Below are 24,688 nucleotides of genomic sequence, written 5' to 3' on the forward strand. Positions count from 1 at the left end.
ATAATTAGCTGATACTCAAAAGTTATAGTCTGTAATTGTGGAAAAATCGTGGATATCCGTCAAAACTCCAGAGGATATTATTTACTCCAATTTAAGGCTACTAATAACTGTTCAGCTAATTGAGCAGGTTTAAAGGGTTTAGTGATCACCGCTTTAATGCCTAGAGTCGCAAAGCGACGTTGATCTGAGTCCTGGACTTTAGCCGTTAGCAAAATTACTGGTATATGCTTTGTGTGGGGATTAGACTGAAGTTGCTCAAATGTGATTAAACCATCCATGTCAGGTAACATCACATCTAGTAAAATTGCATCTGGTTGCTCAGTTTCGGCTTTTTGTATTCCTTCCCGACTCGTTCGAGCCACAATCACCTCTAATCCAGCCATAATTTCTAAACTAATTTGAGCAACTTCTCGAATATCCTCTTCATCATCAATTATTAAAACTTTTTTACTTTTCATCAGTAACCTTTATTTAGTATTCTTTATCTGTATTAATACAGCAGATTGCGCTCTTTTGAGATACAAACTAAAATTATGAAACTCTTGTGGTGTAGGCATCTTGATGGCTAGAATTGTACCTCATAACACCGCGAAGTGCTGTATAGAGTTTACCAAATCAAATACTATACTTAATTCCGTTAGTGTCTAAAAGGGCAAGGCTTTAAACCCATTTCTTTGGTAAAATTTCCTTAAGCTATAGGCTCAATCTAGGATTGTATCATTTAGGACTGCTATATATTACAACTGATGAGAATTTTGCTAGTAGATGATGATGAAACTATAATAAAAGTCTTAACCGAGCTTTTATTAAAGCAAAACTATATTGTTGATGTTGCTCACGATGGTGAAGCTGGTTGGGACTTTCTCGAAAGCTTTCAATATGATTTAGTCCTTTTAGATGTGATGCTCCCCAAATTGGATGGAATTAGTTTTTGTCGCCGCTTAAGAGAGAGAAAAAATCCAGTTTTAGTTATGCTTTTGACGGCTCGTGATACTACGACTGATAAACTTGTCGGCTTAGATAGCGGTGCTGATGATTACATGGTGAAGCCATTTCATGTTCAGGAACTGGCTGCTCGAATTCGGGCTTTAATTCGTCGTGGCAGCACATCAGTTTCTCCTATCCTAGAATGTGGTGATATCACCCTTGATCCAAGTATGCACGAAGTGAGTTATCAGTCACAAGTGCTGAAACTTAGCCGTAAAGAGTATCTGTTAGTGGAATTGTTTCTTCGCAACCAAAAACGGGTTTATAGTCCCAGAGATATTGTTGATCACCTCTGGTCATTTGATGCTGAACCACCTAATGAATCTACAGTCAGATCCCATATTAAAAATATTCGTCGAAATTTAAAAGTGGTTGGTGCGGATGATTTCCTGGAAACAGTTTATGGACAGGGGTACAGAATTAATCCGGCTTTTACTTTACCCAAAAATAATCAAACAATTCCCACTGTAGCCAAAGAAGAAATATTAAATGTATCTTTGGGGAAAATTTGGAACCAGACCAAAAATTTAAGTTTTGACCGATTAATTGCTATAGAAGAAACTATATCTTCTTTATTAGTTGGTGTTTTTGATGATAATTTATGCCAAAAAGCTCTTCAAAATGCTCATAAACTTGCTGGATCTTTGGGTATGTTTGGCTTAGATGAGGGAACTATTTTGGCTCGAAAAATAGAAGTTATATTGGAGTCAGAATTTAAGTTATCATCACATTTTACACCGGTTCACCAACATAAAGTTGCTCAAAAATTAGATCTGTTAGTCAGAAATTTACGCCAGCATTTAGAAGGGTATGCTCAAGAGGTAATTAGTTTACCTACTATAAATGAGTATGAAGAAATTAATGCCAAAATCTTGGCAGTTGATGATGATCCACAAATTTTGATCACCCTAAAAAAATTAATTGAACCTTTAGGTGTTGAGCTTACTTGTTTGGAAAATCAATATCAGTTCTGGGAAATATTGGCATCAATTCGTCCAGATTTTCTGATTCTTGATATTAATATGCCTAGTGGCACAGAAGGGTTAGATTTATGTTTAGCTGTCCGCCAAAATCATGATTGGAACTGGCTGCCAATTCTAGTTTTGACTGGCTCTAATGATGCAGAGATGTTACACAAAGCCTTTATTATGGGTGCAGATGATTACTTAAATAAACCTATTGTTCCTAAAGAACTCTTAACCAGAATTAGCAATCGCCTTCAACGTATTCGCACAATCCGAAATCACGTTTAGATAGATTTTTTAACATCATATAAATTCTTGTTTTTATTTTTTAGTGAAGTGTATTAAATGATGAATAATATTCAATATGAACCATATAAAGGAACTATTTTAATAGTTGACGATACACCAAACAATCTACATTTGCTCTCTAATATGCTAGAAGAACAAGGATATGATGTGCGTTGTGCAAACAGTGGAGCGATCGCACTCAAAGCTGTGGCAATAGAGCATCCAGATCTAATCATGTTAGACATCAATATGCCCAATATCAATGGCTATGAGGTCTGTGAACAGTTAAAGCTAGATTCCAATACTTGTGAAATCCCAGTAATTTTTCTGAGTGCTTTGAGCGAAACTATAGATAAAATTAAAGCTTTTCGCATTGGTGGAGTAGACTACATCACTAAACCATTTCAAGTAGAAGAAGTTCTAGCTCGGATTGAAAATCAGTTACGATTACGACGGATGCAAATAGAACTGGAAGAAGCAAAAGATCAAGCTCTCAAAGCTTTAGTGCAAGAACAAGAACTTAATCGGATGAAATCAGAGTTTGTTTCCATGATTTCCCATGATTTTCGCAATCCGCTTACCAGTATTCAAGGTTTTGCCGGATTACTTGAATGTGGTGGCAATATTCCTCCTGCTGAAATCATCAACCGTTATATTGGCAAGATTAATACTGCTGTTGATCAATTGCTATTATTATTAGATGAAATCCTGCTTGTTGGCAATATGGAAGCAGTTAAAATGCAGTATGAACCTGTAAATATCAACTTGAAAGAATTTTGTCAGCAAGTTATGGATACTTTGGAATATAGTTTAAATAATCAACATCAAATTTGCTTTACTTGCCCGGAAGAACCTACAGATGCAGAGATGGATTCTACATTAATTCAGCGAATTCTGACTAACTTACTCTCCAATGCAATTAAATATTCTTCACCTGAATCAAAAATTTATTTTGACTTAGAATGTCAAAATCAGAAGGCTATATTCCGCATCAAAGATCAAGGAATTGGTATTCCTGTAGAGAGTCAATCAAGATTGTTTGAAACCTTCTATCGTTGTAGTAATGTGGGTAATATTAAGGGAACAGGTTTAGGATTAGCAATTGTCAAAAAATGTGTTGAAGTCCATCAAGGTACTATTTCTTTAGAAAGCCAGGAGAATTTAGGCACAACATTTATTATATCCTTGCCTCGTTATCCCTATCCAAGATTGCCAGAGATTTAAAACAATAGGTAAAATTAGATAGATATTTATAGTATGAAATTAGGTGGTAGATGCATAAGAAATTTTAAGCACAAAGTCTAGACTACGTTCACAAAAATTCCATCGAAGTCTTATAGTTCTATAATCATTCATAGATCATAGATATTTTTGATTGAAAATTTAAACCTTGTTCTTGAGAAAACCAACTAGACTATGAAGAAAAGACTTACTCACAGGAGCTTGTTTTTTGCTTGGTTCAAATTCTAGCTCAAGCATGGTGGATTCTAGTTCAGATAGCCGACCTAGTGCTTCGGAAACAATCGGCACTTCTTCTAATAAGCCGACAACTATGAGCCGAAATGCAACTTGTTGGATCTTGGCTATAGGCATCCCTAACTGTTCAGCGATCGCTATAATTGAAACTGTGCCTTTGGTGAATTCCCAAACTTGCCACTCTAGTTGATTTAAGCGCAATCGAGGCTTCTCATTAATTGTACTGACTAAAGCAAAACTTGGATCTGGTAACTTGTCTTCCAGCACTTGCCAATTACGCATAGCTCTTAAGCCCATCAGTATAACTTCCTTGGGTACAGCAGTTAGACCTGTCATTTCTGAAGTAGGTAAGGGCATTTTGGTATCAAACTGAAATCTTCCATCTTCTAACTCAAATAATTGGCAAATTTGATTCAAAACTTGATAATTAAATAATATTTTTAATTGCTCTGCTTCTAATACTCCTTGGGATTTGAGGCACAAACCTGCTGGTTGATTAGTTGCACAAACATCTGTAATTCGAGCCGCAGCACGCATACTAAGCCAACCTCGTTGTTGGATGATGGATAACAATCCTTGTCCATCTAACCTATTAGCCGCAGCAACAATATGTCCTTGCTTAAACCAAATATAAAAGTTTTTTTCGTGTTGAGAGGAAAGATGTGATTGGGCTTTAATTGTTAACCGGCCTGTTTTATTTCCTTGCTCAAGCAGTTGAAAGATTTCTGCGAGGGAAAGTTCAGATAGGAATCCTGAGATAGCCATAGTTTACCTTGCTCTGAGTGCTATATTCAAGAATATAAAGGCAGAATGTGGAAAACTTGTGCAAAATATCTGGCTATTTGGATTATTCCCGATGAATTGGGAAGCCCTGTCTGTCTTACAACAGGGTAGTTTATATAGTTTTACTTCTCAGAAAACCTACTAAATTTTTGAGGAATGATTGACTAACAGATGGCTTTTGAGTAGGCTCTGGTACTGATGTTACCAAAGGTATTTCGGGGTGAGAATCTTCTATCATGGGGATAGAAGCAGCCGTAACCATAAAATGCTCTTCTGCCAAACCGACGACAATCAAACGGAACGCTATTTGCAATACTGTCTCTACGCTTAGATTGAGTTGACTGGCAATTTTTTCTAAAGAAACTTCACCATTAGCAAATTCCCATACTTGCCATTCTTGAGCATTTAGATGTAACCGAGGCTGTTTTGCGCTTAACCCTGATAAACCGGAAGTAGGATCTGGTAGTTTTTCTGCTAAAGCTCTCCAGTCTCGTAATGCTCGCAAACCAATTAATATAACTTCGGTTGCAGACATACTTAAACCTGTCATTTCTCCCAAGGGTAATGTTGAGATTGCTTCAAATTTAAATTGACCATCTTTAATTTGAAATAAAGCACAAACTGGCCGAAGAACTTGGGAGTTAAATAACAATTTTAGTTGTTCGGGTTGTACTAATCCTTGGGATTTTAAGCATAGCCCAAGAGGTGCATTAATAAAACATGAGGAAATTTGAGTCACCCTGGAAATTACACGCTCACTTATCCATCCTCTTTGAGCAATCATTAAGGTTAAACCTTGATGATCTAAACGATCAGATGCACCTATAACTCGTCCTTGATGCAACCAAATATAATAAATTTGTTTGGCGTTAGTTTGATTTTTGTCAGAGGATAATTCAATATGAAGTATACCTGTTTTTTTGCCTTGATCTAAAAATTGTAGTAGTTCTGGCAAAGAAAAATCTGCAAAGTTACCAGTAATAGACATAATCGACCTCCTTATTAATATGAAAATTAAAACCCAGAATTCAAATATGCCGATATTTACTTGGAAAAAAAGCTCTGAGCGTTAAACTACGCAACTTTCCATCAGGTAACACATTTTTCCTGATTTCACTACAGGCTGACACTGCGAATCTATCCGACTGCTGCAAAAATAAACATAATCTAAACTAACTAATTTTAAAAATCAGGTAACTGTGTAAATAAGTAGTCGGACAAAATCAAATTCACTTGTTGAGAGAGGTAACAGGGAACAGAAAGATCAGTTGTGTAATTAATTATGTCCTATTACTTAGATGCCTCTTCACTAGTGTCCTTGTGATTTAAATTATGCCGAAAAAAAGATTAATATAATACCGAGAAAATACTGGATTCAGTTTATTTTATCATTAACATAAGTTAAGCATATAAATGAGATATTTGGGTTAAATAAGTCTAAAAAAGTCATGTAGAATAAGCATTACCAGCATTTTAGCCATGCTAAGTTTACCCAATTATATATTAATCTTTATTAAGAATTAAGTTATAGATACGTAACTATGGTAAAGGCAAAAAAATAGCCATCTAGTATTTATCACTTAAATTAATTAGGTGCTATTTTTTTAAGTATCTTGTTCTAAGTAAGCAAAAAAACTATTGGCTAGGATAGCAGCTTGAGTGCGATCGCGTAAATTGAGTGTATTTAAAATATTTGTCACATGATTTTTGACTGTACCCTCAGAAATGTAAAGTTTTTGGGCGATTTCTCGATTATTATCACCAATAGCAATGAGTCGTAAAACTTCTTTTTCTCTCGGTGTGAGTTCCACTAAGTTCTGTGGTACAGATAATACAGGTTGGGGTGGATGAGAAGAAAATTGAGTTAAAAGCTTTTTAACTATTCCTGGTCCTAGCTGGGAATATCCTTTATCAACAGCGCGAATGGCAACTGCTAATTCTTCTGATGGTGTATCTTTGAGTAAATAACCCATTGCTCCATTTTTGAGTGCAGCTTTAACATATTCTTCATCATCAAAGGTTGTTAAGATTAAAACTTTGCTATGGGGGAAATATTGGCTAATTTCTCTAGTAGCTGCAACTCCATCCATGATGGGCATTCTGATATCCATTAAAATTACATTGGGTTGTAATTCTTTAACTAGATCAATGGCAATTTTACCATTTTCTGCTTCTCCAATAATTTCTATATCTGTTTCTAATTCTAATAATGCTCTTAAACCTTGACGAATAAGACTTTGATCATCAACTAGCAAGAGTGTAATCATTATTTATATCTGGGTAAAGGGATATCAACGAGAATTTTAACACCATGATTATGACTGCTATGAATCTGAAATTCACCTCCTAATGCTAAAGTGCGATCGCGCATACTTTGTAAACCAAATCCAGTCGTATTTTTCTCCAAATCAAAACCTTTGCCATTATCCTCAATTATTAACCTTAAAGTGTCTATTGTTGTGGTTAATTCTAGTTTAACTTCTGTAGATTGTGCATATTTAGAAATATTTGTCAATGATTCCTGAATAATGCGATAAATCGGGGTACTAATTTCTAGAGACAATGGAGATATAATAGAAATATGACAACTAGGTAAAATGCCATTAGAACGGTGAAAATCTGTAGATAAGAGATATATAGCCTTTTCTAAAGTTTCTCCTTGCAAAGGATGCGATCGCATTGTAGAAACAGATTGACGCACATCTTGTAAGGCTTTTGAACCGAGTTCTTTGGCAGTGGCTAAAAATGTCATAGCTCTAGGTATATCAGATTTTGATAATTTTAAAGCAGTTTCTAATTGCAAATTTAAAGCAGTGAGAGAATGTCCTAAAGAATCATGAATTTCTCTAGCAATGCGGTTACGTTCTTCTAAAGTAGCTTGATTTTCAATTTTCAGTGCATATTGACGAAGTTTTTCATTGGCATTTTCTAATTTATCTCGACTTTCACGTTCAGATAATACTGCATTCATTAATAATAAAATAAATACTAAACTTAAACCAAATATAACAGCTAAACTAAAACTAAAAAATCTAAATCTTTCTTGGGCTATGGGTGCAAATTTACCCGGAGGCATCCTTTGCCTAAGATTAAATAAGAATAAAACAAATGACGCAAGAGTTATTGTTAACCGCCCTGGAAGTTTAAATATTAAACAACTGCGAGTTACTAAAATTAGATAAAGAAAAGGAAAAAGTCTGGCACTTCTACCACCAAAAAAACCAGTAATTAAAATTAATATTACCTCAATAGCTGTATAGATAACTTTATTAGTTTTATTGTAAGTAGGCAACCTTAAACCCATCAACCCAAAAATTGCCAAACTGCAAATTGTCAGTTCTGGATACAAGACAGAAAAGCGCGGTGATGGAGATGGCATTAATGCCATTAAAGTAGAAAATCCTAATAGTAGCCATTCTAAATACAGTAAAAATCGAAAGGGATGATTATTAAACTGAATAGGACGATTCATAAATAATTGACAATTGATAATTGAAAATTGACAATTGAAAAGATGGAAGCCTAACCCGGATTTAAAATAGTTGTATCACGATCAAGTTCAATAGGATGAGAGCCAGATATCTGAATGCTAATGTCATGACTAAAGTAATGGATGTAGACGTGACTTTTGCCTCATGTCGTTACTGGGCATTAGTCCCTATGATAGAAGCATGGAAAACCGAGATAACTAAGAGGTTACTATGAAACTGAAAACATTATCACTCATTGCTGGTACTTTGGCTTTGACTTTAACCGCAACTCCTTTTGCAGTTCAAGCACAACAAAATCCATCTTCTCCTCAACCTGGCAAAGAATGGCAAAAAAAAGGCCAATTCCAAAAATTGAATTTGACTCCCGAACAAAAAGCTAAAATGCAGGAAATTGGCCGCAGTACCCGCGCCCAAATGGAAGCTGTTTTAACTCCCGAACAAAAAGCTAAATTAACGGCTGCAATGGCAGAACGTAAGGCTCAACGCCAACAAGGACAAGGGCAACGTCAGGGTAGACGTGGTAAGAAGGGTAATCTCTTTGCTTCTTTGAACCTAACGGAAGCACAGAAAAATCAAATGAGACAAATTAAAGAATCATCTAAACAACAAATGCAAGCTGTATTAACTCCTGAACAGCAAGCACAAATGAAGCAAATGCGGGAAGATATGCGTTCTCGCCGTCAACAAAATAAACCTCAATAATTCTTAATTATTTAAATAAGTTTAATAAATTAGGGGTGGGCATAACAGCCCATCTCATTTTTGTATGATTGACTGTAAAACCTGGCATAATTAATAAACCCAGTTGCTTAAAAACTCTACTTGCCCCTGCATATCTTCTGCTGATTTGGTATTAATCAATCGCAAAACCCCACGCATTAATTCACCAATTCCATATCGTTGTTGTGGTGCTAGAATTATTCCAGCATGAGATAAACCCTGTTCCAGCAGATTAGTATGAATCTGGTAAAAGTCTCTGGCGTTAAAACTAAATATAACTCGGTTGTTTTCCTTAGCCCAAGTTAGCTGTTCTGGATCAGATTTGTACAACATTCCCACATCTGCAACCGTTAATACATCTACATTGCGGGAACGCAAAGCTTGAACAAAGTCTTCATCCATAGAATCCTCATCAATATAAAGTCGGATCTTATTCATCTGCTTTTTTATCTTTCTGGCTGTGTAAAGTTGCTAAACTCCAATATTCAGCCTCTGCTTCAGTTAACTCAGCCTCAATCTGATCACGATTAGCGTGGTAGTAAGCTAAAGCTGCATATATTTGAGCAAGGTTGAGGTAACTTATCCGACGGGCAATTTCTTCAGCATTTGCACCTTGTTTGTAAAGAACAACCACCCGACTTACAGAAGTTTTAGTCCCTGTAATCACGGGACGACCATTATTTACATCTGGAGAACAGGTTACTAGCGTACCAATGTTAGTCGCAGTTAGCATAGTTGAGAGAATTTTTAGCTAAGGTTATTTAATTTTAGTTTATTGTTGGCGCATCGCACCACAGGCGATCGCTCATAATATAGATTACTTGCTGGTAAGATTTCTACATTGTGATACATAGAAAAATACTTTATAATTGTTGATGCAATAATCAAGATTAATTAAAGTGTGAATTTATCAGAACAAACAATATCGGCACTCGGATCTATTATTACAGGTGATAAACAAATTTCGCCATACCGAACTGGTCCACAACTCATTGATTTTTTCCGTACCTTTGGTTCAGATGATATATATGAGAGCGGTTTTCCTTCTCGTTGGCGTTATACAAAGGATAAACTGTATGACTTTAATAATACAGTTTCCATGAAAAATATCTTAGAAACTGCTTTTCATCCTCTGGACTTTCTCAATGGAGGTAAAGATATTAAAAGTGCAGTTGATTATCTTAACGAATTTCTTAAATTTGATGGATATCAATTAATAGCTGTTGGTAATAAATGGAAAGTTTCTCAATTAGTTGATACTCAAATTGATCTATTACATCCTTATGAGAATTCAGTTGAGATAACACACATATTTATTGATGAGCAAATTAAAAAGTGTGATAGAAAACTTACTGAAGGGGACTTTGATGGTGCTATAACTAATGCGCGGTCTCTTATTGAAGCAGTTTTATCTGCAATTGAAAAAGAGTTTGATCCTCAGCCACCAAAATATGATGGTAATCTTCCAAAACTTTACAGGAGAGTTCAAAATCATTTGAATCTTTCTCCAGGACAGGAAAATATTGGGGAGTGCTTACAACAAATCCTTTCAGGGTTGACAAGTATTGTTTCTGGTTTGGCTACATTACGAAATACAATGAGTGATTCTCATGTAATTTCCTATAAACCGTCAGAACATCATGCAAGATTAGCAGTTAACTCAGCTAAAACACTTTGCAACTTTCTCTTTGATACCAAGGAATATCAAATGAAAAAAAGATAAACTAAACTAAACTCTTACTACTCTCACTCTCTGTGACTCTGCGCCTCTGCGTGAGCTAAATACTCTTAATTGTAAACAAAAAAAAGAGGTCATCACTGACCCCTTCCAAATCTACTAAAATAATCTCTGATTTATAGAAATTAAGACAAACCAGCATTAGTACCTTGCTTACCAGTTGCCAATTCCACCTTAACAATTTTGCCACCCATTTTTTGAATCCGTTGTTGTTCACGGAACCAATTTTCATAAGGAACTAACTTAGTAAAGTAAGTATTTTGTAATTCGCGTTGGGTGCGAGTACGACTTAGGCTAGGAACACAAGCAGTTACTTTAAATAAACGAGCCATTTTGTTTCAAATCTCCTGATATTGTTTTGGAAACTTTTTATCTCAAATATGTTGAGTGAAAATCTTTAAATTATTCTTTCCAAGGCTGGGAATCAACCATCAATACTAGACTGATAACACTTACAACCAATCAGCAAGAGAACCTTCTAGCAATCATGATTGATTTCCAGACCTTAATAAAGTCGCACCTACATGACTAAGTGCAAACCTAACTCCTAGCTCAAGCCAGAGGAGATATAGTCAAAGTAAACGCCCATTTCTTTACCAGCGTCAGGACCAACCAAACTAGCGGTTACTTCCTTCATAGCTTGGATAGCTTGAACGGTAGCGCCTACGGGTACTCCCAAGGAATTGTAGGTTTCTTTCAAGCCATTCAATACACGCTCATCCAAAATGGAAGGATCGCCAGCGAGCATAGCGTAGGTAGAATAACGCAAGTAGTAATCCAAGTCACGGATACAAGCTGCGTAACGACGAGTGGTGTACATATTACCACCGGGACGGGTGATATCAGAGTACAACAAGGACTTAGCTACAGCTTCTTTAACGATCGCAGCAGCATTAGCACTGATTGTTTGAGCCGCACGAACGCGCAGTTCACCAGTAGCGAAGTAGCCTTTTAGCTTTTCGAGAGCAGCGGTATCAAGGTATTTACCTTGAACGTCTGAAGAATTGATAACGGAGGTAATTGCGTCTTGCATTGTTGTTTTTTTCCTTATTTCCAACCTGATTGCAACAGTATTCGTTTGAGCCTAGAAATAGCTAAAACTTACTGCATTGCACCAACAACGTAGTCGAAGTAAGAACCAGCTTCACCAGCGTCTTCAGCAGACAACAAGGTAGCAGCAACGTTCTTCATAGCGGCAACGCCACCAGCAACTGCATCAATGGGAGTACCCAAAGATTTGTACATTTCACGAACACCAACGATACCGATTTCTTCGATGGGGGTTACATCACCAGAAACGATTCCGTAGGTAACAAGACGCAAATAGTAGTCCAAGTCACGAAGACAAGTAGCTGTCATTTCTTGTCCGTAAGCGTTACCACCAGGGGAAACAACATCAGGACGCTTTTGAAACAGTTGGTCGCCAGCTTGCTTAACGATGCGTTCGCGGTTTTCGGTCAAAACTTGAGCGATGCGGAGGCGTTGTGCGCCACCAGCAGCAAAACCTTTGATTCTGTCTAATTCACCGGGGCTGAGGTAGCGAGCTTCTGCATCAGCATTCACGATAGCTTTCGTGACGATACTCATTAATGGACTCCTCCAAAACTAATGGAACCAGAATTTGATTAAACTGGTACGACTTTATGCGGTTGATAGGGACTTAACATCTTGATTTACATTTTTAGCCAGATTGACCGGATTTAGTGTAAACAAGGTGGAAACTCAACTACCTCCCGGAAAACATTGTCCAGTATTATGTTGAGCATTTATTACTGCTCTTAATATTTTGTAACATTTATTTTCAGATTTGCTCATTCTGAGGGAACAGGGAACAGGGAACAGGGAACAGTAAAAAGCCAGTAGGAGCAAGATCAAAAGCTCTTTTCTATCACCTGTCACCTGTTACCTGTCACCTACCTATTACTAGGACGACCTGTTAAAACAGAGGGAGACAAGCTAGACCAAGATTGTTTCACCAAGTCAGCAGCAGCTTGGACACTACCCAAATAATTACCGGCTGGTAAAGATGGATAGCGGTTGTAAGGTACTACGTCTTCACCAAAGTAGCGAGCATACTCTGGACTGTTGACAATTGCCTCTACAGCAGCCCTTAAACCGCTATCAGCCAGCAACTTGTTATACTGACGGATTTCGCCTTGGGTAGCTGGTGCGCGTCCCAATAGGTGACGGAATAGGAACTCAATTACCTTAGTGTTGGGGTAAGGAGTGTAGAACCGCTTGCGATAGATATCTGAACTAGCTAGTTCGAGAACAAATTCACGCACGGTAATTTCACCGTTACGCAATTTGCTATCTAATTCAGAACGGCGGAAATATTCAGGAACTTGACCGCTAAATACGTCCATTACCTGACAGTAGATAGCATTAATTACCTGATTGGTTTCTGGGGAATTTGTCCCAGTGGTAGCGCGGTAAATCCGGGCTGGTTTGCGGCGGCTTGTACCCACACCGACTTCCACAGACTGACCACGACCATCATTGAAAGAACGACCCAACTCAATAAACAAGGGTTTAGTCTTGTCCATTTTTTTAGCTTGGGCTGCCAAATCAGCGATCGCCTTCGCTAGAATTGGCGTATTCTCAGTTTTAATCCGTGGCTTCACAGTGGCAAAGCTAGGAACAACCAAATCATCATTCTGCTTAGTTAGCTGGTTGTAAAGCTTCTCGGTATTGGGGAAGTTAGCAGCAGGTAACGTGGGGAAGCGACGGAAAGGAACAGTATCCTCACCAAACACTTGACGGTATTCTGCACTATCCACCATCTCGCTAATAAAGGCACGAATTCCTTGAGTAGCCAGAATTTGGTTGTATTTGCGAATTTCCGCTTGGTCAATCGGGGCGCGACCCAAAAAATGCTTAGTACCCAACTCAATTACTTTTGTATTGGGGTAAGGAGTGTAGAACTCTTTCTGGTAAAGGCTAGAGTAACCCAAACCTTGAATAAATTCCTTAACACTAATTTCACCGTTCACCAACTTGCTTTCGAGAACCGTGAACTCGTTCTTAGAGATGTAAGGAGCAATATCTCGCTCAAAAATCTGCCGATAAGCACCGCTAATCACAGTGTCAGCAGCAACCTTGTCATTACTACTTGCTGTGAGCTTGAAGACCTTGGTTTGCTCACGTTGCTTAGTAACACCTTGGTTCATGCGGAATTCAATATCTGGTTCAGTCCGCATTTCTGTGACTGCACCCAATTCCACAAAGCGAGGTGTTTCTTGTTTCTGAACATTCGCCAAATCTTCGTTGATAGTCCCCACGCGCAATTGACGTAAAGACACACCCGCAGGAGTTAGATAGCGTTCGTAAGGAACTGTATCTTCATTAAATGCTTGGCTGTATTCTTCACTGTCTAGAATGGCATCAACGATCGCATAGAAGCCCTTTTTGGACGCAATGTCAAAATACTTATTATTCTCTTGACGACCATAAGTAGGACGACCCAACAAGCGACGGTGAATATATTCAATCGCTTTACAGACATAAAGAGAAGTCCAATACATCTTGCGGAATAAATCCGACTTCGCCAACATCCGCACAAACTCGCGGACAGTGATTTCGCCGTTTTCCAGCTTGATTTCCGCAACCTTGAGGCGTTGACCTTCGTAAACATCACGACCGAAAACTTGCAGGTAACAAGCCTTAATTACCGCTTGAGTAGAGCTTTCCGAGAACTTGACACTTGCACCCTTAGCAGCTTTTCTCCCAATAGTTCCAGGTAATTGGTCTAACTTGAACACCTTCGCGCCCAAAGTCCCAGGAGCGACACTCCGAGCATTAGGATTGCTAAGTTGGTTATTAATACCAGGTCCTTGGTGAATTAAGATCCGGCGGGTATCCTTACTAAAAGGTGCAGGACTGCTGCTGGGGTTGCGAGTTGCTTTCGGGAAAATCGCCCCAAATTGAATTTCCAAGGGGTCATTACCAGAGCCGTAGGGATGTTGGTCAGGTAATGGCTGTTCGTAAGCAGCAAAGGTAGTAATAAACTGAGGAACTTTCCGGAAAGGCGCACTGTATTTAAACAGGTCTTGCTGTTGTCCCCAGTTGCGACATTCTTGAGCTTCTTGACCCAGACCCCGAATGTAGGGAACTGTTTCTTCGCCGAAGTAATCGCTGTATTCGGTAGAATCTACCAAAGCATTAACTAAAGCTGCTAAACCACCTTTGGAAACAATGGAGAAGTATTTTTGCACTTCTTCCCGGCTACTTGGTCCCCGTCCTAAAATGTGACGGAAAGCCAATTCAATCACCCGGCTGTTAATAAAAGGCTGATAAAACTGTTTTTGGTAAAGGGGAGATTTAGCTAAACGACGAATAAACTCCTTCATGGAGATATCGCCATTTTTGACTTTGGATTCCAAGTCAGAAATAGACAAACTATAAGCACGGGTAATATCCCGCTCAAATAGTTGTCTGTAAGCCGCTTTGATAACTTCAGTTTTCTCAGAAGCAGACAAACCGGGCTTCATGGCGTACTTAGGACGACGTTCTGCGGCATTAGCATAAATTTGCGGCAGTTGTAACCCTTGTTGGTCGCCAGAAGGACGTTGACGGACTTTGGTTGAAGGTGTGGGTGCTTGGAATTCTGTCAGCAACACATCCATGTACTGAGTCACAATTTCTGTGGCTACAGGGTCTTTGCGGAAATAGGATAAAGACGCTGATTTAATTTCCTGCAAAGCCACGATGGTTGCTTCACCAGAACAGGCATTTTCAATAATTTCCCGCAAACCTCTGGTATTGACAGAGATGATGTTGGGGTCGCCAGCCACAATCGCATAGGTAGCATAACGCAAGAACCAGGATAAATCCCGTAAGCTCTTAGCCATGTTACTAGGACCATAACGAGCAACGTTAATGGGTCTAAAGCCTGGAGGTGTGGGTCCACCAGCAGAAGTATTGAAGATAGAACGCAGGTTTTCAAAGAAACCACCACGACTTTCAACGTAGGTGACAGTTCCTAATGTCATGCCCTCTTGGACACTCATACCACCAGCGCCAACCATTGCCATTTCTCGCTCTTGGGGCTTTTCTAGGAAAGCCATGGGAGAGCCACCGATAAAAATCCGGTTAGCAGCACGAGAGACGATGATTTCGGAATTTTCTGTAAGAATCTGGGCAATTTCTAAACGTTTTGCACCAGAGGAAAAATAACTGCTGAGTTCACTCAGTTCACCTCTTCCCAAAAAGCGGTCTTGTTGTTCCGCTTGGGAAATAGTAGCTACTGGTACAGTTTGATATAGTTGCGGACGCGCAACTGAGCTTCCACCGCTTGCCTTAACACTCATTGGATTCTTAAAACTCCTATCATAATCGTTTATGTGTTAAGCCTGAGTTGCTTTAAGGCTTGACATTTTTGCGTATTTGTGAATATTAAGCCTGCAAAACCCAGTAAATTAACCAAGTCAATTTTTAGATTAGAACGTTTTGCGTTTACGCTGTTGGTTTATTAAGAAGTATGACGAATCTGTAATCTAAATTTGATATTCGACATGATCAGGAGATCAATCAGCGAACTGTTAATATCAGGACTAAACTCAGTAAAACAAAAGAATACGTAGCAAATATTACATGAATGCTACGTTGTTTGACATTGGTGATTGGTGATTGGTGATAAAATCTTAGTCTTAAATCCTGTACTTCGACTATGGCTTCGCCACGCAGGCTATCGCTCAGTAAACAGACATCCTGATAGCGCAGCGTGTCGTATGACTCCTACGTCGTCACGCAAGCTATAGCCATTTCTGACAATTTCCTTACTTTCGAGAAAGCGGTAAGTACCTGAGCAAAATTAATTGCATATTTTTGGAACAAATACAAATCCCTGTAGTGCTTATCTGTTCCCTGTTCCCTCTCCTAAATGTACAATTTATTTTGCACGATTACTTACTAGTGGAGTTTCTACAGATTCTGGATGAGTTGGTTGTAAATAGTCTTCTTTAGTAAAGTAATAATAACTGTGAGGTTCATTTTTGAGAATTACACCATTAACCACCTGTCCCAAAACATTTTGACCAGATTTGGCTAATAGTTCTTTGGCAAAATTAGCATTTACAGAATCAACAACACCAGGACGAACTACTAATAAAACACCATCAGCCATTTGTCCCAAAGTAACCGCATCAGCAGCTACATTTAAGGCTGGTGTATCAACAATTACGTAATCATATTTATCAGAAAAATTCGCCATTAAAGCCGCCATTCGTTGTGAATCAAGAAGAGATGCAGGACTAGGAGGAACTATTCCAGAAGTCAAAATATCTAAATTAGGCATGATTTTTTTGATTGTCGTGGTCATATCTTCCTGTCTGACAATCAAATTACTTAAACCTTGATTATTCATCAAGTTCCAAATTTTATGTTGAACTGGACGATGCAAATCTCCATCTATTAATAACACTTGACGGTCCATTTGAGCGATCGCTGTAGCTAAATTAGCTGCAACTGTTGATTTACCTTCATTGGGTACTGAACTAGTGACAACAATAACTTTTAGCTCTTTATCAGCACTCATAAAGTTCAAATTTGCCCTCAGCATTCGGTAAGCTTCACTAATAGAAGAGCGCGGAAAATCTCGAATCACAACTCTTTGTTGATAGGATTCCAGATCATCTTTTTTCCGCATATATGGTTTAAGGTTATTAATTGTCGGTAGTATTCCCAATAAAGTCATTCCTAGTAATTCCTGAGCTTCTTCAATAGTCTTGATAGATTTATCTTTGACTTCTAAAATATATATAGTTGCCAAGGCAGCTATGATACTTAATAACGCTGAACTGAGATAGGAAATCAGAGGAGAAAAATTAGGTTCGTCAGGAATTCTAGCTTCAGCAATCTTAGTTGCATTCCCTAAATTTTGATTTTCCGCAATACGACTTTCTTGTAACTTCTGAAGTAACAGAGAATAGGTAGACTGTGCGGCTTGTAGTTTACGGTCTATTTGACGTTGTTGCTGATCTAGTCTGGGTAAATTATTCAATCGTTGTTTATAAGCAAATTGTAAATTTAATAAAGACTTAGCTTGACTTGCTAAACCTAGACGGTTAGATTCTAATTCTACTAATCTACTAGCAAGTGATTGTTGTAAGGTACTTAATTCTAAATTGCCTTTTAGTTGTTGTTCATTTTTGCCTAAAACCTGAACTATTCTATTATCAATAACTCTATTTAAAGAGGTAATTTTATCTTGTAACTCTATGATTTGTGGATGACTATCCTGTAACACAGTCCGTCTAGTTGCTAATTGTGATTGTAGCTGTTGAATTTCCTTGAGAATATCTTGAACTCCAGAAATTTGGCTAATAGAAGTTGCTACTAATGCCTGTTGTGGGTTCATTCCTAATTGTTGACTAATGATTAGAGCCTGTGACTCAAAATTAGCTAATTGAGATTGAGTATCGTTAATTCTTAATTGTAGATCCCCAATCACTGCTATGGCATTTGTAGCTTCTTCCTGTAACGAAACAACTTTATTTTTCTCTTTAAAAGCTGCTAATTCAGATTCAGTTTTACGAACTACTAATTCAGCTTTTGGGAGTTGTTTTTCTATAAATTGACGTGCTGTGGCTGCTTCGGCTCTACGTGAAGATACATTTTGCTCTAAATAGATTTTGATTAATTCATTGACAACTTGAGCAGCAATTTTAGGGTTAGTATGATTGAAAGTAATTTGGATAACATCAGCACCTTTAACTTCTTTGACAGTAAGTTGATTGAGAAATTTCTTAATTTTTAAAGGAACACCTTGACTATCTTGGAGATTTAGTCGGTTAATAGTTGTTTCTATCAGAGGCAGAGAACGAATTACTTCTACTTCTGTAGTGAGAGGATTACTCATTTCTATGAGAGGATCTAATCTACTTATTTCTGTTCCTAATCCTGTCATAGAAGAAGTAGCATTATTTCTGTGAAAACGCAATTTACCTTCTGCCAAATAAATAGGTTTTTTTAAAGATGTAGCTAACTGAGCGACTACGAAAACAGAAACAGTAATAAATAAAGTAGCGAGCCAGCGACGTTTAATGATTGTCCAATATCTTTCTAGTGATATAGAAGGTTCTTGTAGTTCCATAATAAATTAAATTTTTATTTTTTAAGTTGTAGAGTAAATGGCTTGAATAGCATCAATCACTCGCTCTAACTCTGCATTTGTAAGATTAGAACCAGAAGGTAAACAAAGACCTTTTGTAAATAAATCTTCGGACACTTCACCACCAATACATTCACATTCAGAAAACACAGGTTGGAGATGTAATGGTTTCCAAACAGGACGAGCTTCAATTTGTCTGCGAGCAAGTTGCAGCCGGATATATTCTCTATCTGCACCAAATTTATCAGCATCAATAGTTAAACAAGTTAACCACCGAGTAGAAATTCCAAATTTTGCTTCAGGCATAAATTCTATTCCAGGAAGATCATTTAAAGCCTGTTGGTAAACTTCAAAATTGCGTCGTCTTGCTGCTACTCTTTGATTTAAAACTCGTAATTGACCCCGACCAATACCCGCTAAAACATTACTGAGACGATAGTTATAACCAATTTCTGAATGTTGATAATGGGGGGCAGGATCGCGGGCTTGAGTTGCTAAAAATTTAGCTTTGGCAATTAATAGATCATCATGAGAAACCAACATTCCTCCACCAGATGTAGTGATGATTTTATTACCATTAAAAGAGTAAATGCCAAATCGCCCAAAAGTACCTGGAGACAGCCCTTTATAAGTAGCACCTAAAGCCTCAGCCGCATCTTCTATGAGAGGGATATTATAGTGATCACAGACTTTGAAAATAGGTTCAATATCGGCACTTTGACCATATAAATGAACAACAATAACTGCTTTGGGTAACTTACCAAGATAGGCACGTTTTTGTAAAGCTTCCTGCAACAAATCTGGGTTCATATTCCAGGAAAGGCGATCGCTATCAATAAAAACTGGTTTTGCCCCTAAATAAACAATTGGATTAGCGGTAGCTGCAAAGGTTAAAGTAGAGCAGAAAACCTCATCTCCTGAAGTGACTCCAACTAATTGCAAAGCTAAATGTAAAGCCGCAGTTCCCGAACTAACAGCAGCCGCATAACTAGCACCAGTAACTTGACAAAATTCCTGTTCAAAAGCATCAACATGGGGTCCAACAGGGGCGATCCAATTAGTATCAAATGCTTCTTTAACAAATTCTAATTCTTGATTTCCGATATGAGGAGTTGAGAGGAGAATTGGTTTATTCATTTAATTTAAAGTAGTTTCTTTAATTAATCGAGCAGGTACACCTGCTACTGTACTGTTTGGCATCACATCCCTCATGGCTACTGAGCCGGCACTGACAGTAGCCCAAGCTCCCACCTGAATTCCTGGCAATACAATGCTTCCCAGGGCTAAAAAAGCCCCCTCCTGGGCTGTTGCCCCTCCTGCCAGATGGGAGAGTGCCATATGTACGTAATCTCCCACACAGCAGTCATGATCAACACTCGCTTTAGTATTAATAATTACGTGCGATCCAATTTTTGCAGAGGGCTGGATGATTGCACCGGCGCATACTACTGTACCTATACCTAATGAAACATCAGGATGAACCCACGCATAGGGATGAACTACGGTAATCCAATCAAGATTAAGTTCTTCTACTAACCGCTTTCTTTTTTCATTTTGGCCAACACCAATGATTGCATGAGAAAAATCGCCATATTTAAGCTCACTGACGGGACCAACAACCGGAATACCAGAAATATGCGTTCCCCTCTTTTGCAGATCATCATCGTAAAAACCGACTACGTGGTGTCCTGCTGCCATGAGCGTACTTGCTACGACTTTGGCATGACCTCCTGCACCAATTACAATTACTTTTTTTTGATTCATAACATCATGAAATTATAGGGAAGTGACAATTAAATCTTCTACTTCAATAATGATGCTACTCAAAGACAAACCTACTCCAAATCCTGTTAAACAAAGCCGACCACTAATTTTATTTATTCCTTGATTGTAGGCATAACGACTAATAGCAATGGGGATAGATGCACCACTTGTATTTCCGATTCCTTCTACCAATATGGGAACTTTTTCTGCACTCAATTTGAGTTTTTTACGAATGTAATCAACCATAAATTTATTAGCTTGGTGAAATACAAATAAATCAATATCTTCACTGCTTAAATTACAAGTTCTTAAAGCGAAATTGACCAAATCTGGCACTTCTTTAATGCAAAATGAAAAAACAGCAGCACCATCCATTGCCAAATCATTATCGCTTCTGTAGATACCATTTCCTCTGAAAGTAGTAATACTTGTTTCCTGGCTAATTGGCTTTCTCATTCCCCCAGCAGGAACAATCAACTTATCATAATCATCGGCAATTGTTCGCCAAAAAGCTGTTAATCCTTGACTGTTCTGATCAAATTCCAAGACACAAGCAGCCGCACCGTCACCAAATAATAAATGCGCGGCTTTATCTTGGTTATTTACTAATTTTGTGATTGTATCTCCAATCACCAATAGTCCACATTTAAGATCACCATTATTAAGTAATTTTCCCAAGACAATTAGACCATGTGTAAATCCCGCACAGCCAGTATTTATATCTAATGTCAATACTTTGGGATCTAACCCTAATTGATGACATAAAAGAAAGGAATTTCCGGGAATTAGATAATCTGGAGTTTGGGTAATACAAACAAGACAGTCTATATTTTCTTTCCTAATATTGGTAGTGTTTAAAAGTTTATTCACAGCTTGATACATCAGATCAAAAGCTGTTATTCCCTCTTCGGCAACTCTTCTGCTATAAATGCCAATTGTTTGACTAATCCGTTCTATTTCATCATGTTCTAATACATCAGATAATTCATGATTAAATTCAGTTTCTTGAGGTAAAGCAACTGCTATTCCTCGCATACTGATGTTAGGAATACTTGTTTTATTCATAGATTTTGCCAAAATCAAAGATTCTCATGTTTTGCTAAATGAATTCTGCAACAATCCGAGCTTTATCAAGATTATTTTTATAGGACTGACGCAAGATTGAACTCAAAACCTGATTCTTGCTTAGGGGTAATTCATGAATTACCCCTACTTCCATTCTGTTTTGCGTAATTTCTGTTTTAGTGAAAATGCCCTACTATATAATCTGCTAATTTACTAATTGATATAAACGGGCTTTTTTCCTTGCACATAGTCTGATCATTGGCAAGAGTAATATCAAGATCAAATGTATCTATAATATTTTCTTCTATGAGAAAAATAAGATTGATAATATGTATAGAATCAAAAGGTGAATCTCCTCCTAAAATCCTGGTTTCTTCATCTATATTGGCAGGTAAATGAATATTCGAGTTATCTGCAACTGCTTTAAATGCTGTTTTGATGATTTTGACAACCTCTTCCCTGATTGTATTTAACACATTATTTTCCTTAATCATTGTTTCATAACCAATTATTTGATTTGCACTGGGACAGATAAGATCAATCAGGTCTTTAATCGTTTTACTTTCGACGATAGCATTGACAGGAATAGCACGATGAGTATAACTATCAAGCATTGATATTACGGATAGTCTGCAAACTGAATCCCATGCAGATCCTAATTCTTCTAGTGCTGTTTCTTCCGTAAGATATGCACCATTAATTTCCATGGCTTCACTTAACGTTTCTAGTATTTCTTGACGATTTACCATATTTTCCTCTAGAAAATTATATTAATTTACTAATCCATTTAATAACTACACTAAATACCTGGAAATAATCTTGTCATTTTGGCATTATCTTGATCAAAAAATAGGCGATATATACGCCTATTTTCTGTAAACTGTAGGGGCGAAGCATTCGGAAAATAAATTTGGGAAAAAACCGATAATTTATTGCCCGAATGCTTCGCCCTTTTTATGTAAAAACAGTGACAAGGCGATCGCATTTGGCACTCATTGTATTAATTTGCACTTTTAGCCATTCATCATCAGGAGTTTCCCCATTTACCCAAGCTATTAATGCTGCGGGAATATTTGCTCCTGCGATATGAGAAAATGGATAGCCACCACCAAAACGGGGATTCATTTCTAACACACTATTACCTTTTTTTCCCACAATTACATCACAGTCTAGATTGCCAATATGACCTAGTTTTTGGCCAATTGTTTCACCTAGTTTTTGCAGTTCTGGATTTTCGACAGTGACAGCCCGATCTGTTTCTCCCGCTCGCATGGTAAGCTTGCGTTTAACAAAAGTGGTAATGTAAGAATTTTCTAAATTATTAATGATATCAAGACCATATTCTTGGCCAATAAGTCGTTCTTGAATCAGAATACATCTGTCAATATCAGATGCACTTACTTGAGATAAAAACGATTTCATCAGTGATTTTTTGACAAACTGATAAGCTAATACCAATTCTTCATCATCTTCAGGATATTCAATCCCAATTGATGCACTTCCCCAGCGGGGTTTAACTACTAAAGGAAAACCTATTTCTCCGCGCTGAATTGCTGCTTGTGCTTCCCTAATAGACAGATAAGTTTTTGGTGTAGAAATACCCAGGCTTGCTAAAAATTGAAAAGTTGCCCATTTATCAAAACAAATATTGATAATTTCCGGTGAAGAAACAACTGGGATAGTTCCTATTTTCAGAAATTTATGACGTTGTTTTGCTAAATATGGCAGTTCTAAATCGTTGAGAGGAATAAGTAACTTAACTGATTTTTGCTGACAGATATACAGGAGTTTATCAAAGTAATCACTATCATTGACAAATGGTAATAAAAAACTTTCATCTGCTTCCTGTAATGCTGGCGCTTCTAGACTAGCATCCCCCGCAAATACTAATCCTCGACCTTCTAAAGCTGCTTGAAAGAACTTCACAAGGTAATTTCTTCTTCCTGCACAAGTTAACATGACATTCATATTTTTGTTGTTCATATTACATAAGTAGAAAATACATCTTGAGAAGTTTCTTTGCGTCTGACTAATGTATACTTTTCTAGAGTAGAATCATAGCTAATGATTGGAGGATTAGGACGAATAAACGGCGGTTTAAATACCACTGTATATGCACCTAAATTATCAAAAACTGCATAATCACCAATGCCTATTTCATCAGCATAATCTGGATATAAACAATCATGTTCCATGCAAGTATATCCCACCAAATCTACAGAACCGCTGAGTTTTGAATTGTGAGAAATTTCCCCATTTCTATAAACTTGTAATGACAATTTTTTGTCAGTTAAAGTTGGTTTAATATTGTGAATACTTCCAACTACCAGCGCAACTTGTCGGGATCTAACTGTTTTAATTCCCACCACTTTAGCGACAAACTTCAGAACATCAGCAACAACAGCAACGCCAGGCTCAATGATTAACTCTGGTGCAGAATCATCAGGAAATCTACTTCTTAATTGAGGGGCAATTGCCTCTGCATATTCTTGATAACTGGGAATATGACAATCAAATTGCGCCTTTAAATCATCTTGCATTCTTCCGAAAAAACCACCACCAAGATCAATAAATTGAGGCTGTTGATTTGGGAAATAATAATCAGTGAGTTCTATTATTTTCTGCGTGCGTATTTTATAGGATTCTACACTTCTTGTTGATGTGGAAATATGACAATGCAATCCCAAGACTGAGCAATTATTTAATTCTCGAAATTCTTTAAAAACATCATCTAAAGCGCCTCCTTCCACATCAAATCCAAAGCGAGAGATCCTACCTGCACCAACATCAAAATTACATCTTAAACCGACTGCAATCTTTTGTTCTGGCAATCTTCGCGCTAAGGATGTAACTATTTCCACTTCTTCTAAACAATCCAAATTGACAATAGAACCAGCCAGGATGGCATTTTCCAAATCTTCTGGAGACTTTAAAGGACCATTAAAGATGATTCTAGATGGAGAGACACCAATAGCGATCGCTAAATCATACTCCATTTGCGAAACAACTTCTGCATAACCTCCCAAAGAATGCACGGTTTGGCATAATTTGGGAATGTAATTAGTTTTATAAGAATAGCCTAAGTTGGTATGGGGATAAATCGAGCGAAAACTTTGCAGAAACTCTTGATAGTTACTTGCAAACTTTTCTAGATCAAGAATAAAAAAGGAATCACCAAATTCTGTTTCTAACTCAAAAAGTCTTTGCCAAGAAAGTTGCATTTTAAAAGCTCAATATTGATTAAAAAATTAGGAAGTTGTTAAACATTAGGACTTACGCAAAATATCTCTGAACCCTCTTC

At 37.6% G+C, this 24,688-nt stretch carries 22 protein-coding genes; 4 read left to right on the forward strand and 18 right to left on the reverse strand.

Annotation, left to right across the window (positions count from 1 at the left end; genetic code table 11):
• Nucleotides 1-77: 77 nt before the first annotated feature.
• Nucleotides 78-458, reverse strand: a complete 381-nt coding sequence (locus FJR04_RS06240) for a response regulator (protein WP_168492769.1) — start codon at nucleotides 456-458, stop codon at nucleotides 78-80.
• A gap of 288 nt (nucleotides 459-746) precedes the next feature.
• Between FJR04_RS06240 and FJR04_RS06245 the strand changes: the two genes are divergently transcribed.
• Both FJR04_RS06245 and FJR04_RS06250 read left to right on the forward strand, forming a co-directional pair.
• The gene (locus FJR04_RS06245) at nucleotides 747-2,240 is read left to right on the forward strand and encodes a response regulator (protein WP_168492771.1); all 1,494 of its coding nucleotides are present in this window, start codon (nucleotides 747-749) and stop codon (nucleotides 2,238-2,240) included.
• A 57-nt stretch (nucleotides 2,241-2,297) separates the two neighbouring features.
• On the forward strand, nucleotides 2,298-3,464 hold the full coding sequence (locus FJR04_RS06250; protein WP_254445213.1) for a hybrid sensor histidine kinase/response regulator: 1,167 nt from the start codon (nucleotides 2,298-2,300) through the stop codon (nucleotides 3,462-3,464).
• 159 nt (nucleotides 3,465-3,623) lie between these two features.
• Here FJR04_RS06250 and FJR04_RS06255 read toward each other — a convergent pair whose 3' ends face one another.
• From FJR04_RS06255 to FJR04_RS06270, 4 genes are all read right to left on the reverse strand, one after another.
• Complete coding sequence (locus tag FJR04_RS06255) at nucleotides 3,624-4,481, reverse strand: DUF4388 domain-containing protein (protein ID WP_168492773.1); 858 nt, start codon at nucleotides 4,479-4,481, stop codon at nucleotides 3,624-3,626.
• A gap of 130 nt (nucleotides 4,482-4,611) precedes the next feature.
• Nucleotides 4,612-5,487: a DUF4388 domain-containing protein gene (locus tag FJR04_RS06260; RefSeq protein ID WP_168492775.1), complete on the reverse strand. Its 876-nt coding sequence runs from the start codon at nucleotides 5,485-5,487 to the stop codon at nucleotides 4,612-4,614.
• A gap of 616 nt (nucleotides 5,488-6,103) precedes the next feature.
• Complete coding sequence (locus FJR04_RS06265; protein ID WP_168492777.1) at nucleotides 6,104-6,766, reverse strand: response regulator transcription factor; 663 nt, start codon at nucleotides 6,764-6,766, stop codon at nucleotides 6,104-6,106.
• Nucleotides 6,766-7,971 carry a sensor histidine kinase gene (locus FJR04_RS06270; protein ID WP_168492779.1) on the reverse strand — a complete coding sequence of 402 codons (1,206 nt, stop codon included), beginning with the start codon at nucleotides 7,969-7,971 and terminating at the stop codon, nucleotides 6,766-6,768. Before FJR04_RS06270 ends, FJR04_RS06265 begins: the two co-directional genes overlap by 1 nt.
• Nucleotides 7,972-8,200: 229 nt before the next feature.
• Here FJR04_RS06270 and FJR04_RS06275 point away from each other — a divergent pair, with 229 nt between their 5' ends.
• A complete protein-coding gene (locus FJR04_RS06275) occupies nucleotides 8,201-8,692 on the forward strand; it encodes a Spy/CpxP family protein refolding chaperone (protein ID WP_168492781.1) in 492 nt (163 codons plus the stop codon).
• Between the two features lie 90 nt (nucleotides 8,693-8,782).
• Here the strand turns inward: FJR04_RS06275 and FJR04_RS06280 are convergent, their stop codons facing one another.
• Together FJR04_RS06280 and FJR04_RS06285 are read right to left on the reverse strand one after the other, a co-directional pair.
• Nucleotides 8,783-9,148 carry a DUF5615 family PIN-like protein gene (locus FJR04_RS06280; RefSeq protein ID WP_071190498.1) on the reverse strand — a complete coding sequence of 122 codons (366 nt, stop codon included), beginning with the start codon at nucleotides 9,146-9,148 and terminating at the stop codon, nucleotides 8,783-8,785.
• Nucleotides 9,141-9,443 (reverse strand): DUF433 domain-containing protein, encoded by a 303-nt coding sequence (locus FJR04_RS06285; protein WP_168492783.1) that lies wholly within the window; start codon nucleotides 9,441-9,443, stop codon nucleotides 9,141-9,143. The genes FJR04_RS06280 and FJR04_RS06285 overlap by 8 nt, the downstream gene beginning before the upstream one ends.
• A 168-nt stretch (nucleotides 9,444-9,611) precedes the next feature.
• Between FJR04_RS06285 and FJR04_RS06290 the strand changes: the two genes are divergently transcribed.
• Nucleotides 9,612-10,433, forward strand: coding sequence for an abortive infection family protein (locus FJR04_RS06290; RefSeq protein WP_168492785.1), 822 nt, complete (start codon nucleotides 9,612-9,614; stop codon nucleotides 10,431-10,433).
• Between the two features lie 140 nt (nucleotides 10,434-10,573).
• Here FJR04_RS06290 and FJR04_RS06295 read toward each other — a convergent pair whose 3' ends face one another.
• From FJR04_RS06295 to FJR04_RS06345, 11 genes are all read right to left on the reverse strand, one after another.
• On the reverse strand, nucleotides 10,574-10,780 hold the full coding sequence (locus tag FJR04_RS06295) for a phycobilisome linker polypeptide (protein ID WP_027402734.1): 207 nt from the start codon (nucleotides 10,778-10,780) through the stop codon (nucleotides 10,574-10,576).
• Nucleotides 10,781-10,995: 215 nt separating this feature from the next.
• Nucleotides 10,996-11,481: an allophycocyanin subunit beta gene (gene apcB / locus FJR04_RS06300; RefSeq protein ID WP_168492787.1), complete on the reverse strand. Its 486-nt coding sequence runs from the start codon at nucleotides 11,479-11,481 to the stop codon at nucleotides 10,996-10,998.
• A gap of 68 nt (nucleotides 11,482-11,549) precedes the next feature.
• A complete protein-coding gene (gene apcA / locus FJR04_RS06305; protein ID WP_168492790.1) occupies nucleotides 11,550-12,035 on the reverse strand; it encodes an allophycocyanin subunit alpha in 486 nt (161 codons plus the stop codon).
• A gap of 326 nt (nucleotides 12,036-12,361) precedes the next feature.
• Entirely contained in the window at nucleotides 12,362-15,757 is a 3,396-nt protein-coding gene (locus FJR04_RS06310) for a phycobilisome rod-core linker polypeptide (RefSeq protein ID WP_168492792.1), read from the reverse strand.
• Between the two features lie 581 nt (nucleotides 15,758-16,338).
• Nucleotides 16,339-18,540 (reverse strand): polysaccharide biosynthesis tyrosine autokinase, encoded by a 2,202-nt coding sequence (locus FJR04_RS06315; protein ID WP_174763509.1) that lies wholly within the window; start codon nucleotides 18,538-18,540, stop codon nucleotides 16,339-16,341.
• A 21-nt stretch (nucleotides 18,541-18,561) separates the two neighbouring features.
• Nucleotides 18,562-19,695, reverse strand: coding sequence for an aminotransferase class I/II-fold pyridoxal phosphate-dependent enzyme (locus tag FJR04_RS06320; RefSeq protein ID WP_168492794.1), 1,134 nt, complete (start codon nucleotides 19,693-19,695; stop codon nucleotides 18,562-18,564).
• Nucleotides 19,696-20,322 (reverse strand): acetyltransferase, encoded by a 627-nt coding sequence (locus FJR04_RS06325; protein ID WP_168492796.1) that lies wholly within the window; start codon nucleotides 20,320-20,322, stop codon nucleotides 19,696-19,698. It lies immediately after the preceding gene.
• 12 nt (nucleotides 20,323-20,334) lie between these two features.
• A complete protein-coding gene (locus tag FJR04_RS06330; protein WP_168492798.1) occupies nucleotides 20,335-21,387 on the reverse strand; it encodes a 3-oxoacyl-ACP synthase III family protein in 1,053 nt (350 codons plus the stop codon).
• 176 nt (nucleotides 21,388-21,563) lie between these two features.
• Complete coding sequence (locus FJR04_RS06335; RefSeq protein WP_168492800.1) at nucleotides 21,564-22,136, reverse strand: hypothetical protein; 573 nt, start codon at nucleotides 22,134-22,136, stop codon at nucleotides 21,564-21,566.
• A gap of 205 nt (nucleotides 22,137-22,341) precedes the next feature.
• Nucleotides 22,342-23,370, reverse strand: coding sequence for an ATP-grasp domain-containing protein (locus FJR04_RS06340; RefSeq protein WP_168492802.1), 1,029 nt, complete (start codon nucleotides 23,368-23,370; stop codon nucleotides 22,342-22,344).
• Nucleotides 23,367-24,608 (reverse strand): decarboxylase, encoded by a 1,242-nt coding sequence (locus tag FJR04_RS06345; protein WP_168492804.1) that lies wholly within the window; start codon nucleotides 24,606-24,608, stop codon nucleotides 23,367-23,369. Before FJR04_RS06345 ends, FJR04_RS06340 begins: the two co-directional genes overlap by 4 nt.
• Between the last annotated feature and the right edge of the window lie 80 nt (nucleotides 24,609-24,688).

Source organism: Anabaena sp. UHCC 0204, assembly GCF_009711975.1.
Lineage (GTDB): Bacteria > Cyanobacteriota > Cyanobacteriia > Cyanobacteriales > Nostocaceae > Dolichospermum.